This window comes from Brochothrix thermosphacta DSM 20171 = FSL F6-1036, from assembly GCF_036884295.1.
Taxonomy (GTDB): Bacteria; Bacillota; Bacilli; order Lactobacillales; family Listeriaceae; genus Brochothrix; species Brochothrix thermosphacta.
In genome coordinates, this window is the sequence record NZ_CP145608.1 from 170034 (window position 1) to 185650 (window position 15617).

Below are 15617 nucleotides of genomic sequence, written 5' to 3' on the forward strand. Positions count from 1 at the left end.
TCTTTCTATATCAATAAGTATTCAGTTTTGAGAGTGCAAATTCTCTTGATAATTTCATATTATCCAAGCAATAATAAATTTTAGATAAGCAAGTTGTTCTAGGCGTTTATGAATCGATTGAGGAACATACTTATGGTATGTGACGATTGAGAGGAAGAAGACAACGAAGAAAAGCGAAGCTTAGGTAGAATTTAAAAACTGTTTGGTGACGATAGCAAAGAGGATACACCTGTTCCCATCCCGAACACAGTAGTTAAGCTCTTTAGCGCCGATGGTAGTTGGGGGTTTCCCCCTGTGAGAGTAGGACGTTGCCAAGCCAATTATCCGCAATAGCTCAGTTGGTAGAGCACACGACTGTTAATCGTGTTGTCGTAGGTTCGAGCCCTACTTGCGGAGTATTTAGAAATTAGAGTGCAACTTAGTTGTGCTCTAATTTTGTATAATGCCGTTTTAGCTCAGTTGGTAGAGCGCATCCATGGTAAGGATGAGGTCGCCGGTTCGATCCCGGCAAATGGCTTCTATTATACATATAAGAGGATCACTATCATACGATAGTGATCCTCTTTCTTATTTGTTTGCAATAAAGTTCGGTGCTTGTAAAGCAAGGCTAGTAAAGTAGTTTACAATAGGTAAGAGTATTTTATCGTCAGCTTCAAACTTGGGATGATGTAGCGCGTAAGGTCCACCAGAACCAATGAAAACGAAGGCTCCTGGTATTTGAAGTTGGAAATTCGCAAAATCTTCACCTATAGATAATGGGGACATTGAGGTTGTTGAAAAACCAGATTCAGAAGCAACTAATGTTGCGAAATCGGTTAATTCTGGGTTGTTATTTGTTGCTGGTGAAAATTCTTCTACCCATTCTAAATCGATTTTTGCATCGTTTGTGACGGCTAATCCAGCTAATATTTGAGACATACGTTTTTTTATGGTTTCAACAATTGCGGGATCAAATGCACGAACGGTGCCACTGAGACTGACTGTTTCAGGAATTACATTTCTATTGTTCCCACCGTGCATTTGAGTAATACTCACTACCGCATTTGTTTGTGATGGAAGGTAGCGACTAATAATTGTTTGAAAGGCAGTAAGAACTTGTGCTGCTATAATAAAGGGATCATTACCTTCATTTGGTTTAGCAGCATGTGAACCTTTACCCGTTATTTTTATGTCAAAGGCATCGACTGAAGCAGTAACAGGGCCATGAGCACTTGCAACTGTTCCAATTGGGAGCTCTGGATCATTATGCCAGCCAAAAATAGCAGATACATCGTCTAGAAGATGTGTTTTTAACATCTCAGCAGCACCATAGGCAATTTCTTCGCCGGGTTGGAAAATAAAACGGATAGTGCCTTTTATTTTATCTTTTAATTGTGACAGACGGATTGCCGCACCTAATAGAACTGTTGTATGTAAATCGTGTCCACAAGCATGCATTGCACCTTTATTTAATGAGCGAAAAGAGATATTACTTTCCTCTTCAATGGGTAGAGCATCTATATCACCGCGCAATGCAATGACTGGACCAGGTAAATCACCTTTTATCTCAGCAATAATCCCTGTTGGCATAGAAAGAGGTAGAATATCGATATTGTGTGCAATTAGTTGCTCACGAATACGTCTGGTAGTTTCAAATTCTTGTTTAGAAATTTCAGGATGTTGATGTAATTCATGTCGGAAATCAATTAAATAAGTTTCAAATGTTGTCATTGTAAGCCTCCTCTAGATGATATTAATATTAATCTGTAAAATAATAAAAATCAAATTTAACAATTAGTAACTTACTTACTTTTAGTTAGACAAAGAAGACGGAATATGTTTTAATAGAGTTATAGTAATTAAAGGGAGTCGATTAATATGAACTATCAAAGTGATATGCAATTAGGAACAGTAGCTTTAAACATAACTAATTTAAAAAGAGCTGTCGATTTTTATAAAAATACGCTTGGTTTAACTGTATTATCTGAGAATGAAAATTATACTGATTTGGGAATAAGTGAGGATACTATGCCACTTATTAGATTAGTAGAGGGTGCAACCAATAATTCTAATACGGATCATGCGGGCTTATATCATGTTGCAATTTTACTACCCACACGTGAAGCACTTGCTCAATTTGTGTACCATATGGCAACCAATAACTTTGAAATTGGTGGTGCAGGTGATCATTTATACAGCGAGGCTTTTTATTTGAATGATCCTGATGGAAATGGCATTGAAATTTATGCAGATCGTCCTTATGATACGTGGGATATAAGTGAAAGTGGCATGATTACATCTGCAACGAATGCAGTCGATGTTAATGATTTGTTAACAGAGATTAAAGAACCATTTTGGGATGGTATGCCAAAGGGCACAATTGTAGGACATGTCCATTTACAAGTAAGTGATATTGCCGAAAGTCGTAAATTTTATCATGAAATTCTGAATTTTGATATTAAAACTTTAATACCGCGTGCTTTATTTATGTCCCGAGGTTTATATCATCATCAAATAGCAACTAACAATTGGATTGGACATCAATTAGACCCACGTTTAACTGAAGATGTTGGTTTGATTTACTATACGATGATATTTGATAATCGTGAGCAAATCATAGCGAAATTAGTAGCTGGAGGTTATACAATTAATAATAAAGCTGCAGGTGTATTTGTTGTTGATCCTAATGGAATAACAATAAAATTAGAGCAAAGTTCTAAGCGTACGTAAATGTCACTTTGGGTAGATTTTTTGTAAGATTCATCGATGGTTGCCGCGTACTTTTTTATGTATAGTTGATGGTAGATACTATAGGTAAGAAGGAGCGATAAATAAATGAAATATTTTTTAGGTGTATTAATACTAGCCGTACTACTTTTTGGTGGCTATAATTGGTATATGGGACAAACGAATGATTATTATGTGAAAATTACAAATGAAGGTAAAAAAGTTGTGACAAAAGCTGATAATGAAACGTACACTTCCTATGCATATGAATTGAATGGTTATGATGAGGACGGCACAAAAAAAGTAATGGCGTTTAATGGCAATTTAGAGAGACCACTTAAACTTAATCATTATTTAAAGGTCAGTGAATTTAAACACAAAAGCGGTGTTAAAACATATGAAGAAGTACAATTTAAAGATATCCCAGACAAAGCAAAAGCTCCGCTAAAATAGATATATATTTTACAAAGAACAGATTTTTGAAAACAATTCTAAAAATCTGTTCTTTTTGTAGTGTTTATAGTGTAGAATAAGGATAAGTAATATTTTTCAAGGTGTTATTTTTCGTTATATGGTTAAAATATGTTTTTAGGGAGGCGCTTATAATGGTTAAGAAAAAGTGGAAACGCAATGAATTGTTAGAAATTTTAGACAATGAGTTTTTATCTACCCAGGAAGTCTTAGATACATTACAAATCACCAAACAAGCGCTCTATTCACTTGTGCTCCGAAATAAAATCGAACAAGTGCAAAAGGGCAGTGTTAAACTCTATTTTAGATCAGATATTGAAAAAAGACGAATTGAACAAGCTGCACTTAGAAAGAAATATCGACCTTACGATTTCAAAGAAACATCAAATTAACAATCCACAGACTTACATAGTAAAACGCAAGACTATTGTTTTAATTCAGTAGTCTTTTTTGTACGTGAAAACTAATAAAAATACAATCAAGTTGTATAAATATTCATTTTAAGATATAATAAATAAAATAAATGAAATAAAAGGTGGTTAGTATAAATGCCGACATTGAATTCATTAACAGCAGATAATTTACTGACAGAGAAAGAAATATTAACCATACTAGACCTTGCTTTTAAATTAAAAGCTCAAAAAAAAGCAGGGAAACGTCCCCAGTTATTAGCAGGTAAAAATATTGCTTTGTTATTCGAAAAAACTTCAACGCGAACTCGTGCGGCATTCACTGTCGCGGCTAATGATTTAGGCGCTTTTCCAGAATTTTTAGGCAAAGCTGATATTCAATTTGGGACCAAAGAATCGTTAGAAGATACAGCAAAAGTATTAGGTCGCATGTTCGATGGGATTGAATATCGTGGGGCTAAACAATCTGTCGTAGACGGTTTAGCGCAACATTCAGGCGTACCTGTTTGGAATGGTTTGACTGATGAATGGCATCCAACACAAATGTTCGCAGATCTATTGACTCTAAAAGAACATTTTGGGTATTTAAAAGGTCTCACGGTGTGTTTTGTAGGAGATGGACGTAATAATGTCGCTAATAGCTTAACCATCGGTTGTCTTAAAGTAGGCGTTAATGTTGTTATAATTGCACCAAAACAATTACAGCCAGCAGCAAACATTGTCGATATCGCACAGCAATGTTCACAGATATCTGGAGCAACCTATTTTGTTTCAGATAACATAGAAGATGTTAAGGGTGCGGATGCTATTTATACAGATGTTTGGGTCTCCATGGGGGAAGAAAATCAGTATGAAGAGCGTATTAAACTTCTGAAAAACTATCAAGTAAATGAAGCGCTGATGACAGCTACCGGTAAAAAAAGCGTGTTTCTTCATTGTCTACCTGCTTTTCATGATTTGGAAACTGAAGTAGGAAAAGAAGTGTATCATAGTTATGGTCTAGCAGAACTGGAAGTTACTGATGCTGTTTTCCGTTCGAAGGATTCATTGGTTTTTGATCAGGCTGAAAATCGGATGCATACAATTAAGGCGATTATGGTTGCGAGTTATCATCAATTATAACGGTTTATTATGCGTATATACTACGGGAAATGTAATAGAATATGATTGTTATTTGTAAAATCATTGAGTCTTGGTTTTACTAGGGTTAAAAAAGAATCTTTTGAAAAGGTTCTTTTTTTTGAGAATAATGTAAAAAAGTTACTAGTTATAAGGCTCGTGGTATAATAAACTTATTGAAAAAAGAGAAAAGGAAGATGTGTTATGAGCTTGTTAACGGGTATACAAGAGTGGCGTTGGATAAATCAAGCTGCTCCTTTATCAACTGAATCGGCCCTGTATTCATTTGCAACTGATGACGTTTTAAGTGAAAGTATCAGCAAAGAAATGGGGATGTCAGGATTACTTCGTTCGTGGTGTCATCCTAAAACGATTGTTGTAGGTATTCAAGATCAAAGACTGCCTTATTTTAAAGAAGCAGTGCAGTTTCTAAAAGAGTCAGGTTATGATGTGGTAATGCGCCATTCGGGTGGTTTGGCTGTTGTATTGGATGAAGGTGTCTATAATTTATCGTTAATCCTTAATGAGCCAAAGGAGTCTATCAGTATAGATGATGGCTATGAGGCAATGAAAGCCTTGATTTCAGAGATGTTCGCTGATTTTCCAGTGGAAATTGAAGCTAAAGAAATTGTACACTCATATTGCCCAGGGAGTTATGATTTAAGTATCAATGGTAAAAAGTTTGCAGGCATTTCACAACGTCGTGCAAATGGTGCAATTGCAGTGCAAATCTATTTAAGTGTAAACGGTGATCAGGCGCAACGTGCAGATTTAATTCGTGACTTTTATGCCATTGGGAAAAAGGGAGAAGAAACGCGTATTCAATACCCAGTTGTGAAAAATGAAGTGATGAGTACATTAAGTGATTTATTAGCAATCCCTCTTAGCTTAGAAGACGTCAACCAACGATTGTTAACGTTGATGCAAACAAGTGAGATACCCTTAACAGAGGAAGAATATGCACGGTTGCCCTATTTTATGGAACGATTAAAGAAACGAAATCAAGCGATTGTTGACTATTAAATACCAAGAGAGGTGAGGGCATGATTAATAAATTAAAGGATGAAAAAGTCATTAAAGATCCGATTCATCGTTATATCCATGTTCAGGATACTTTGATTTGGTCGTTGATTCAAACAAAAGAAATGCAAAGATTACGTCGTGTTAAGCAATTAGGAATGACTAATTTAACATTTCCGACAGCAGAACATAGTAGATTCACGCATTCTTTAGGTGTTTATGAAATCATGCGCCGCATATTAGGTATTCGTGAAAATACGAATGGTTGGGCTATCACTAAAGATACAGAAGAGTATCTGGTTGCTTTATCAGCTGCCCTTTTACATGATGTTGGACATGGTCCTTTTTCGCATACATTTGAAGCTGTTTTTGATACAGATCATGAGGAATACACAAAAAAGATTATTTTAGATCCACATACTGAAGTCAACCAGATATTATCACAAATCAATGCTGATTTTCCGATGAAAGTTGCCAAGGTAATTGATAAATCGTATGAAAATCAAGTGATTGTTAACTTGATATCCAGTCAGATTGATGCCGATCGGATGGATTATTTACTGAGGGATGCTTATTTTACGGGTGTTAGTTATGGCACCTTTGATATCGAGCGTATTTTACGTGTGATGATGCCTTTTGGCAATACAGTTGTGATAGAAGAAAAAGGAATGCACGCTGTCGAAGATCATGTGATGAGCCGTTACCAAATGTACATGCAGGTATATTTTCATCCGGTAACACGCAGCGCGGAAGTGATTGTTAACCAAATATTTAGACGAGCAAAGGCATTATATTTGAAAGGTTATCAATTTAAACATGAGCTATTTTTGTTAATTCCTTTCTTTGAGCGCACAGTATCTTTAGCAGATTATTTGAAGTTAGATGATGATGTCATGCGTTATCATTTCTTAATTTGGCAAGAAGAGGAAGACTCGATATTGAGGGATTTATGTTCACGTTATATGAACAGGAAACTTTTTAAATACTGTGATTATGATCCAGATACAGATAGTGTTTTTTATGAAAAATTGCGTCAGCTCTATCAAGAAGTTGGGTATAATCCTGAGTATTATATACAAATCCATTCTTCAAGTGATTTACCCTATGATTTATATCGACCAGGTAAGAATCAACGGTTACCTATCACGATAAAACAAAAAGATAATACATTAATGGAACTGTCTGAATGTTCACCCATTGTCAAAGCAATCAGTGGTAAAACTAAGACTGATATAAAAATATTCTATCCAGAAGATATAGAGACAAAGGCCACTGAAAAACAAATGATAGCTATTAAAAAGCTTATTTCAGCACATAAAAGATCAAAATTATAAGAGGCGGTAGTTATGAAAAAGAAAACAACTCCCTTGAGTTACGGGAAAATCAGTAATGTAAATACCTTGCGTGGTTTACGTATGGATCCAAAGTACCAAGAAGAACAAGAAGTATGGCTCGTTGAACAGAAACGAACAGATACAACCAAGCCTGTAACAATAGCAGAAAATACTTTTGCAAACTTGGAACAAACACTGCAGCAACTGCCAATTAGAGAGCGATTACAGACGATAAGTATTTGGACATCCAGCTGGCTGGCTACAAAACAAAAACAACACGTTACATTAGCTGTTGACGATATGATGACGTTATTACAATTATTAGAAAACACAGGTGAACGATTATCAGATGAAGTGATTGTCCAACAGACAGCCCTATTGTTAGGTGTATTACGCCGCTTAATACGCAACGCATAAAAAAACTACTATCCGAGGATAGTAGTTAATATTTGTTCAATTGGTGAGCAGATAAAGCTTGAAGCGGTTTAGATATCGCTTTTCAATACGCCTTCAGTGGCATAATCTGATTTAGCCATATCTTCCAAAATAATATGGATGTTTTCTTTTGGGGCATTAGCAGTGCGAGAAATAGCTTCAGTTACTTCTTTTACAAGCGCTCGTTTTTGTTCGATTGAACGTCCTTCAAGTAGTTTGATTGTTACGATGGGCATTAGAGTACCTCCTGTAATATGTGATAACTTAAATATACGCCAATTGAAAGAAAAAATATAGCGATTCACAAAAAAGAATTATTTTCATAAATAAATGAAAGCTTTAACTGGTATATGAATTTAAATTGCAAGAAACAATCAAAAAACCATTTATTTGTGATAAAATGGCATATGGTATTGTTTTTAGAAGGAGTCGATAATATGACAAATAAAAACAATGAAATGAAGCGACAACCTGTGAAAATTAATCTTGTAACTGAAATAACAGGTGAACAGGAAGAGAAAGTCGCACAATTCTTTGAAGGCAGTGTTTATGAAGATGGTGCCACACTATATTTGCGATACAATGAGTATATGGACGGTAACGAGGTGCGTACAACTATTAAGTTGATGGCCGATCGTGCGTTGATTATCCGACGAGGAGCAATCAATATGAATTTACCACTAGTACCTGAAACAACATCTGTTGGGACCTATGAGACGAGTCAAGGTAAAATGCGTTTGGCAACCAAACGAACAATGATTCATCGTAAACAAGTGACAGATCGTATCTATCAAATAGAACTGCATTATGACTTACACAGCGAAGATGGACAGCATAGTATGGGAACATTTCAAATGAAATTTAGAATTGAGGAGGAAATAACGAATGAGTATTAAGTTACAAAAAGAAGCAGCGATTCGTCAAGGGATTGCTGACGCAGTTATTGCAGCAGGATTAACTGATGCTGAAAATATGCCGTCGATTATATTAGATACACCTAAGGACAAAACACATGGTGATTTTGCAACTAACATTGCGATGCAGTTAGCAAGAGTCGCAAAAAAAGCGCCACGTGCAATTGCAGAAGCTTTGGTTGAAAAGTTAGATACAGAGGCGTTGAATATTGAAAAAGTAGATATTGCAGGACCAGGCTTTATTAATTTCACATTAAACAATGCGTATTTAACAGAATTAGTTTCACAAATCATTACTGAAAAAGATGCCTATGGACAAAGTGAATTTGGTGAAAAAGAACGTGTGTTGATTGAGTTCGTTTCGGCAAATCCAACAGGTGATTTACATTTAGGTCATGGACGTGGCGCAGCTATCGGTGACTCGTTAGCCAACATCATGAATAAAGCTGGCTTTGATGTATCACGTGAGTATTATATCAATGATGCGGGTAATCAAATTATGAATCTCGTACTTTCAACTGAAGCGCGTTATCATGAGGTGTTAAATGTTGAATGGGAATTTCCAGAAGATGGTTATCGCGGACAAGATATTTTAACGTTAGCTCAACAATTGGTTGATAAATATGGCGATCAATTTATTGGCGAAGATAAATTAGAAGAACGTCGTCGCGTTTTCCGTGAAGAAGGTTTGGCATATGAATTAGCTAAATTGAAAAAAGATTTGAGCGATTTCCGCGTTAATTTTGATACGTGGTTCTCGGAACAAACGTTATATGATGATAACAAAGTATTGCCGACGTTGGATGTTATGAAAAAAAGTGGTCGTATCTTTGAAGAAGGTGGAGCAACTTGGTTTAAATCAACTGAATTTGGCGATGATAAAGACCGTGTGTTAATTAAGTCAGATGGTAGTTACACTTATCTGTTCCCAGATATTGCCTACCATAAAAATAAATTTGATCGCGGCTTCGATACATTAATTGATGTTTGGGGAGCGGATCATCATGGGTATATCGCGCGTATGAATGGGGCAATTCAAGCGCTAGGTTATAACGCGGATCAGTTTGAAGTCCAAATTATTCAATTAGTTCGTTTAATGAAGGGCGACGAAATTGTTAAGATGAGTAAGCGTACTGGTAAATCAGTGACTATGCGTGATTTAGTTGATATGGTTGGATTAGATGCTGCGCGTTATTATTTTGCAATGCGTTCAAGTGATACTCATTTAGATTTCGATTTAGATTTAGCAACATCACAATCAAGTGAAAACCCTGTCTTTTATGTGCAATATGCTCATGCACGTATTTGTCGTATGCTTTCTTCAGCAGCTGAAAAAGGTATTGTTGGCGGTTATGCTGATTATGATGCATCACTTCTTGAAAATGAAAGTGAACTTGCTGTATTGAAAATGCTTGGTGATTACCACAGTGTCGTAATTGAAGCAGCTAAAAAACGCGCACCACAACGTATTACACGTTACTTACATGATTTAGCAAGCACATTCCACCGTTTTTATAACCATTCGCACGTAATTGATGTGGAAAATATTGCACAATCAAAAGCGCGTTTAGCTCTTTGTGAAGCGGTTCGTATTACATTACAAAATGCATTATCATTGATTGGCGTTTCTGCACCTGAAAAAATGTAATTGAGGTGATTAGGGTGAAAAAAAGCATTATTTGGCTTGTTTTGTTTATTGCGTTTAGTATTACGCTCTATTTTGTGTACGATAAAATGCTCGGATCAATCCCGATAATGCTACTCAGTGTACTACTGTTTGTTTTGAGTTGGGATTTGTTGAAAAAATAGTCATAATGTAGTAGAATTAGATTTATATTGTATAAAATAGGCAAATTATGGTTAAAGCCCTATATTTGTGCGTTTTAATTTAGCGCGGTAACAAACATTGGTAGATGTAAATTTGAAAGGACGTGTCGATTTTGATCTTGAATCATTTGACGGATGAACAACGCCAAGAAATGTCGTTGATAGAACTTGCGTATCACATTTTAGATGAGAAAAAAGAAGTTATGCCATTTAAAGACCTCACGACTGTTATGAGTGAATTTAAAGGGATGAGCCAAACGGAAATGCAAGAGCGTTTAGTTCAATTCTATACAGATTTGAATACTGCTGGAACATTTATCTCATTAGGACATAACACATGGGGCTTACGCGATTGGTATCCATTAGATGCAATCGATGAAGAGGTTCAAGAGTTAGCGAAACCTAAAAAACGTCGTAAAAAAGCAGCAGTTGCTGAAGTTGACGAAATCGAAGATGAAGAAGAAGACTTCGAAGAAAAAGAACCTGAACTTGGTGAAGAACCAATCGTATTATCTGATAAAAATGCAGATGATGACGATATCGATGGTGACTTAAAAGATCACTTGCCAGACGGTATTGAAGGCGAATTGACAATTGTCGATGATAAAGATGAAATTTAATATCGTATAATCACTTGACGAATTAAATATTTTTCGGTATTATTCTTTTTGGGCTCCTTACATTAAATTAAGGACAAATAAGTAATCGTAACGAAGTGCTCCCTTACTTTTTTTATTAAGTAACGGGGGCACTTTATCTTTTTTAACACGAGGTAAGCAACCTGACAGTAACAGTAAAAATTCGCCGATTTATAGCGATAATTCAAAGGAGGAAACGAACGTGACGAAGTATATTTTTGTAACAGGAGGCGTGGTTTCGTCTATTGGAAAAGGAATCACAGCCGCATCTTTAGGGAGATTATTAAAGAACCGAGGATTAAGTGTCACTATTCAAAAATTTGACCCTTATATTAATGTGGATCCAGGGACAATGAGTCCTTATCAACATGGTGAAGTATTTGTAACTGATGATGGTGCGGAAACTGACCTTGATTTAGGGCATTATGAGCGTTTTATTGATATTAACCTTAATCAAAACAGCAATGTAACAACTGGTAAAATTTATTCAGAAGTATTGAAAAAAGAACGCCGTGGCGATTATTTGGGCGGAACAGTTCAAGTTATCCCGCATATTACAAATGAAATTAAAGACCGTGTTTATCGCGCGAGTCGCTTAACAAAAGCGGATATTGTTATCACGGAAATTGGTGGTACTGTTGGTGATATTGAATCGTTACCATTTATTGAAGCCATTCGACAAATTAAAACAGAAGTGGGTTCAGAAAACATTTTATACTTGCATACTACTTTGATTCCTTATATCAAAGCTGCAGGTGAAATGAAAACAAAACCAACACAACATAGTGTTAAAGAGCTGCGTAGTTTAGGAATCCAACCAAATATTATTGTTGTGCGTGCAGATCGTCCGATTACAGAAAGCATGCGTGAAAAATTAGCGATGTTCTGTGATATTAAAAAAGAAGAAGTTATTGAGTGTATTGATGCACCGACATTATATGAAATTCCGTTAGCGTTACAAAAACAAAACTTAGATCAAATTGTTTGTGATAAGTTAAATATTGATGCACCAGAAGCGAACATGGAAGAGTGGGGCGCTTTGGCGGCTAAAGTTCAGAATCTGTCTAAAGAAGTTAATATCGCGTTAGTAGGTAAGTATGTAAGTTTGCAAGATGCTTATTTATCAGTAGCAGAAGCGCTTCGTCATGCGGGTTATAGTCATGATGCTAAAATAAATATTGATTGGGTACAAGCAGAAGATATCACTGCTGAAAATGTTGCCGAGGTATTAGGTAAAGCTGATGGTATTTTAGTTCCAGGTGGTTTTGGTGATCGAGGTATCGAAGGTAAAATTCAAACAATAAAATACGCACGTGAAAATAAAATTCCGTTCTTCGGTATTTGTTTAGGTATGCAATTAGCAACAATTGAATACGCACGTCATGTAGTTGGTTTGGAGGGTGCTAATTCAGCAGAGATTGATCCTGAAACAAAACATCCAATTATTGCATTGTTACCAGATCAAAATGGTGTTGAAGATTTGGGTGGAACGCTTCGTTTAGGTCTTTATCCAAGTGTTCTTAAAGCGGGAACAAAAACGGCTGCTGCTTATGGCAATGTAACAGAAGTCGAAGAACGTCACCGTCACCGTTATGAATTCAATAACACGTATCGTGAGCAACTTGAAGAAGCAGGTATGATCTTCTCAGGTGTTTCACCGGACGGTCGTCTTGTTGAAATTGTCGAACTTGAAAATCATCCTTGGTTCATAGCAGCGCAATTCCATCCGGAATTCGTTTCTCGTCCTAATCGTCCTCAAGGTTTGTTTGCAGATTTTATCGCAGCATCTATTAAAACTAAATAATATAACGGAAAGTGATTGTCTCATTACCAAAAATGAGACAGTTGCTTTTTTTGTCTTTTTTTTGAAACATATAAATACCAATAAAGAATAGTAATTAAAATACAAAGTAATCGTATGATGTTATACTAAAGTTAATTATAAAGATGGGTATAATGCTATACTTACATCATTCGTTAAGATATAAAGGCAGAATGTCTACAACAATAGAGTGAGATTCCATAAAAAAAGTGACCTAGCGATATGATATGAAAATTAATTTAAAGGAGTAACCTATGACAACAGATGTATTTAAAATTAAGGGTGGCAAACCATTAAATGGAAAAGTAAAAATAGATGGATCGAAAAACAGTGCGGTTGCGTTAATACCTGCTTTGATTTTAGGTGATGAACCCGTTATTTTGGAAGGCGTACCAGATATATCAGATACACATACTTTGTTTGAAATTTTGTCAGAAATTGGTGGAACTGTCACCGAATTAGCACCAGGTACTTTTGAGATTGATCCTCGAGCAATGGTTTCTATGCCGTTGCCGGAAGGTAATGTGAAAAAATTACGTGCTTCTTATTATCTGATGGGAGCAATGTTGGGTCGTTTTAATGAAGCTGTTGTCGGTTTACCGGGTGGCTGCTATCTTGGACCCCGACCGATTGATCAGCATATTAAAGGTTTCGAGGCACTGGGTGCAAAAGTAACGAATGAACAGGGTGCCATTTATTTGCGTGCTGAAAAAATGTTAGGTAACCGTATGTATTTAGATACTGCAAGTGTGGGTGCGACAATTAATCTAATGCTAGCTGCTGTTAAAGCAGAGGGGCAAACAGTGATTGAAAATGCAGCGAAGGAACCTGAAATTGTAGATGTGGCATCCTTATTAAATCAAATGGGTGCACGTATTGTTGGAGCAGGGACGGATCGTATCCGTATTGTAGGAGTGGATTACCTTCACTCTTGTCGTCATGTTGTTATCCCTGATCGTATTGAAGCGGGAACATATATGATTATGGCTGCTGCTACAAATGGTCATGTGCAAATTGACAATGTTATCCTAGAGCATCTTGAACCGCTTGTTGCTAAGTTGCTAGAGATGAATGTGCCGCTTGAATTGGGTGAGGATTACGTTATTGTGAAACCGCATGAGGAATTGTTACAACCTGTTGATATTCAAGCGATGACATATCCTGGATTTCCGACAGATTTGCAGCAACCATTTGTGACGTTATTAACACAAGCTGATGGCGCTTCTGTTGTTACTGATAACATTTATTCTGCACGTTTTAAACAGGTCGATGAATTGAATCGTATGGGCGCGCATATATATGTCGAAGGTCGAACAGCGATCGTAAAAGAGGCTGCAACACTTAGTGGAACAGTTGTTACTGCTTCGGATTTAAGAGCAGGTGCTGCGCTTGTTACTGCAGGTTTGATTGCATCTGGTGAAACAATTATTCAAGAAGTCAGCCATATTGAACGTGGCTACTCTAATATTATTGAAAAATTACAAGGTTTAGGTGCGGAAATTGAGCGAACGTCGCATAAATAAAATAGATAAAGGTGTGAATGAAATGGCAGAGATGTCAATGGCGCAATTGGAGAGGCAGACGCTAAAAGAGCTTTATTCAGTTGCGAAATCGTTAAAGTTATCAAATTTTAGTAAGTTATCTAAAAGAGAGCTTATTTTAGAAATTATTAAAGTGAATGTTGAAAATGATGGTTTTGCATTCATGGAAGGCGTTCTAGATATCATCGCCTCAGAAGGATTTGGGTTCTTGCGTCCGATTAATTATGCACCAAGTTCAGCAGATATTTATATTTCTGCATCACAAATCCGCCGTTTTGAATTACGTAATGGAGATAAGGTACAAGGGAAAGTCAGGGCACCTAAAGAAAATGAACGTTATGCAGGTTTATTGAAAGTTGTTTCTGTGAATGGTGAAAATCCTGAAGTAGCAAAAGATCGTGTACATTTTCCGGCGCTAAAAGCCCTATATCCTGATCGTCATATGAACCTGGAGTCTTCGCCAGAAGATGTATCCGCGCGTTTGATTGATTTGGTGGCGCCGATTGGTTTTGGCCAACGTGGCTTGATTGTTGCACAGCCTAAAGCTGGGAAAACAATGTTGTTGAAAAAAATTGCGAATGCTATTAGTATTAACCATCCCAAGGCGGAGTTAATTATGCTATTAATTGATGAACGACCTGAAGAAGTAACAGATATTGAACGATCAGTTAATGCTGAAGTGGTGAGTTCGACTTTTGATGAAGTGCCTGAAAATCATGTGCGAATTGCAGAATTGGTTTTGGAGCGTGCTAAACGATTAGTGGAACAAAAGCGTGATGTTATTATTCTAATGGATAGTATTACACGCTTAGCGCGTGCCTATAATCTTGTTGTCCCACCGAGTGGTAGAACATTATCAGGCGGAATTGATCCGGCTGCGTTCCATCGTCCGAAGCGCTTTTTTGGAGCAGCGCGTAATATCGAAGAGGGTGGCAGTTTGACAATTGTCGCTACAGCCCTAATTGATACCGGTTCACGGATGGATGATATTATTTACGAGGAGTTTAAAGGGACGGGTAATATGGAGTTACATCTGTCGCGTCAATTATCAGAACGGCGTATCTTCCCAGCCGTTGATATTAGATCTTCGGGTACTCGTAGAGAGGATTTATTACTTTCTAAGGATAAATTGGAACGTTTATGGAAAATCCGTAAAGCGATGCCAGCTCAAGGCGATAATTTAGAGCTAACAAATCGCTTTATTAAATACATAAAACAAACCAAAACAAATGAGGATTTTTTCGAATACATAGCGAAACAAGAACAAAAAAAGAAATAATTACGTGGGATTTTAATTTTATAATTTCAGCTTTGGTTTGTTTGCATAATTGACTTTTGCGTAGTATAATGTTTTTATGTGCCAATAGGGCGTAAATAACT

The 15617-nt window shown here is 36.5% G+C and carries 15 protein-coding genes, 2 tRNA genes and 1 rRNA gene; 16 read left to right on the top strand and 2 right to left on the bottom strand.

What is annotated here, in order from left to right; genetic code table 11:
• Positions 1–201 precede the first annotated feature (201 nt).
• The 3 genes from rrf to V6S17_RS00875 all read left to right on the top strand — a co-directional run bounded on the left by rrf (position 202) and on the right by V6S17_RS00875 (position 517).
• Positions 202–317: ribosomal RNA gene (gene rrf, locus V6S17_RS00865) — 5S ribosomal RNA — on the top strand.
• 6 nt (positions 318–323) lie between these two features.
• Positions 324–396 (top strand) — tRNA-Asn (locus tag V6S17_RS00870).
• A 48-nt stretch (positions 397–444) separates the two neighbouring features.
• Positions 445–517, top strand: a tRNA-Thr gene (locus tag V6S17_RS00875).
• Positions 518–567: 50 nt separating this feature from the next.
• On the opposite strand, the gene V6S17_RS00880 is transcribed toward V6S17_RS00875, so the two are convergent.
• Complete coding sequence (locus V6S17_RS00880; protein ID WP_029090903.1) at positions 568–1710, bottom strand: amidohydrolase; 1143 nt, start codon at positions 1708–1710, stop codon at positions 568–570.
• A gap of 147 nt (positions 1711–1857) precedes the next feature.
• On the opposite strand from V6S17_RS00880, the gene V6S17_RS00885 reads away from it, so the two are divergent.
• The 7 genes from V6S17_RS00885 (at position 1858) to V6S17_RS00915 (ending at position 7477) form a co-directional block, all read left to right on the top strand.
• The gene (locus tag V6S17_RS00885) at positions 1858–2709 is read left to right on the top strand and encodes a VOC family protein (protein ID WP_029090902.1); all 852 of its coding nucleotides are present in this window, start codon (positions 1858–1860) and stop codon (positions 2707–2709) included.
• Between the two features lie 105 nt (positions 2710–2814).
• Positions 2815–3159, top strand: a complete 345-nt coding sequence (locus V6S17_RS00890) for a YxeA family protein (protein WP_029090901.1) — start codon at positions 2815–2817, stop codon at positions 3157–3159.
• Positions 3160–3311: 152 nt separating this feature from the next.
• Entirely contained in the window at positions 3312–3569 is a 258-nt protein-coding gene (locus tag V6S17_RS00895; protein ID WP_036026879.1) for a hypothetical protein, read from the top strand.
• A 156-nt stretch (positions 3570–3725) separates the two neighbouring features.
• Positions 3726–4709, top strand: a complete 984-nt coding sequence (gene argF / locus V6S17_RS00900) for an ornithine carbamoyltransferase (protein ID WP_036026868.1) — start codon at positions 3726–3728, stop codon at positions 4707–4709.
• A 201-nt stretch (positions 4710–4910) separates the two neighbouring features.
• The gene (locus V6S17_RS00905) at positions 4911–5729 is read left to right on the top strand and encodes a lipoate--protein ligase family protein (protein WP_029090898.1); all 819 of its coding nucleotides are present in this window, start codon (positions 4911–4913) and stop codon (positions 5727–5729) included.
• 20 nt (positions 5730–5749) lie between these two features.
• The gene (locus tag V6S17_RS00910; RefSeq protein ID WP_029090897.1) at positions 5750–7060 is read left to right on the top strand and encodes an HD domain-containing protein; all 1311 of its coding nucleotides are present in this window, start codon (positions 5750–5752) and stop codon (positions 7058–7060) included.
• Positions 7061–7072: 12 nt separating this feature from the next.
• The gene (locus V6S17_RS00915) at positions 7073–7477 is read left to right on the top strand and encodes a hypothetical protein (protein WP_029090896.1); all 405 of its coding nucleotides are present in this window, start codon (positions 7073–7075) and stop codon (positions 7475–7477) included.
• A gap of 68 nt (positions 7478–7545) precedes the next feature.
• Here the strand turns inward: V6S17_RS00915 and V6S17_RS00920 are convergent, their stop codons facing one another.
• Complete coding sequence (locus V6S17_RS00920; RefSeq protein WP_029090895.1) at positions 7546–7731, bottom strand: 2-hydroxymuconate tautomerase; 186 nt, start codon at positions 7729–7731, stop codon at positions 7546–7548.
• Positions 7732–7932: 201 nt separating this feature from the next.
• On the opposite strand from V6S17_RS00920, the gene V6S17_RS00925 reads away from it, so the two are divergent.
• The 6 genes from V6S17_RS00925 to rho all read left to right on the top strand — a co-directional run bounded on the left by V6S17_RS00925 (position 7933) and on the right by rho (position 15516).
• Entirely contained in the window at positions 7933–8391 is a 459-nt protein-coding gene (locus tag V6S17_RS00925; protein ID WP_051457465.1) for a DUF1934 domain-containing protein, read from the top strand.
• A complete protein-coding gene (gene argS, locus V6S17_RS00930) occupies positions 8381–10057 on the top strand; it encodes an arginine--tRNA ligase (RefSeq protein ID WP_029090894.1) in 1677 nt (558 codons plus the stop codon). Before V6S17_RS00925 ends, argS begins: the two co-directional genes overlap by 11 nt.
• A 292-nt stretch (positions 10058–10349) precedes the next feature.
• Positions 10350–10856, top strand: coding sequence for a DNA-directed RNA polymerase subunit delta (gene rpoE / locus V6S17_RS00935; protein ID WP_029090893.1), 507 nt, complete (start codon positions 10350–10352; stop codon positions 10854–10856).
• A gap of 220 nt (positions 10857–11076) precedes the next feature.
• A complete protein-coding gene (locus tag V6S17_RS00940) occupies positions 11077–12678 on the top strand; it encodes a CTP synthase (RefSeq protein WP_029090892.1) in 1602 nt (533 codons plus the stop codon).
• A gap of 272 nt (positions 12679–12950) precedes the next feature.
• Positions 12951–14219, top strand: a complete 1269-nt coding sequence (locus V6S17_RS00945) for a UDP-N-acetylglucosamine 1-carboxyvinyltransferase (protein ID WP_029090891.1) — start codon at positions 12951–12953, stop codon at positions 14217–14219.
• 22 nt (positions 14220–14241) lie between these two features.
• On the top strand, positions 14242–15516 hold the full coding sequence (rho, locus tag V6S17_RS00950; protein ID WP_029090890.1) for a transcription termination factor Rho: 1275 nt from the start codon (positions 14242–14244) through the stop codon (positions 15514–15516).
• The last annotated feature ends 101 nt before the right edge of the window (positions 15517–15617 follow it).

Bases quoted from the DNA above. Each gene is read 5' to 3' on its own strand.
- V6S17_RS00880 (WP_029090903.1), bottom strand. From the start codon at position 1,710: ATGACAACATTTGAAACTTATTTAATTGATTTCCGACATGAATTACAT.
- V6S17_RS00885 (WP_029090902.1), top strand. From the start codon at position 1,858: ATGAACTATCAAAGTGATATGCAATTAGGAACAGTAGCTTTAAACATA.
- V6S17_RS00890 (WP_029090901.1), top strand. From the start codon at position 2,815: ATGAAATATTTTTTAGGTGTATTAATACTAGCCGTACTACTTTTTGGT.
- V6S17_RS00895 (WP_036026879.1), top strand. From the start codon at position 3,312: ATGGTTAAGAAAAAGTGGAAACGCAATGAATTGTTAGAAATTTTAGAC.
- argF (WP_036026868.1), top strand. From the start codon at position 3,726: ATGCCGACATTGAATTCATTAACAGCAGATAATTTACTGACAGAGAAA.
- V6S17_RS00905 (WP_029090898.1), top strand. From the start codon at position 4,911: ATGAGCTTGTTAACGGGTATACAAGAGTGGCGTTGGATAAATCAAGCT.
- V6S17_RS00910 (WP_029090897.1), top strand. From the start codon at position 5,750: ATGATTAATAAATTAAAGGATGAAAAAGTCATTAAAGATCCGATTCAT.
- V6S17_RS00915 (WP_029090896.1), top strand. From the start codon at position 7,073: ATGAAAAAGAAAACAACTCCCTTGAGTTACGGGAAAATCAGTAATGTA.
- V6S17_RS00920 (WP_029090895.1), bottom strand. From the start codon at position 7,731: ATGCCCATCGTAACAATCAAACTACTTGAAGGACGTTCAATCGAACAA.
- V6S17_RS00925 (WP_051457465.1), top strand. From the start codon at position 7,933: ATGACAAATAAAAACAATGAAATGAAGCGACAACCTGTGAAAATTAAT.
- argS (WP_029090894.1), top strand. From the start codon at position 8,381: ATGAGTATTAAGTTACAAAAAGAAGCAGCGATTCGTCAAGGGATTGCT.
- V6S17_RS00945 (WP_029090891.1), top strand. From the start codon at position 12,951: ATGACAACAGATGTATTTAAAATTAAGGGTGGCAAACCATTAAATGGA.
- rho (WP_029090890.1), top strand. From the start codon at position 14,242: ATGGCAGAGATGTCAATGGCGCAATTGGAGAGGCAGACGCTAAAAGAG.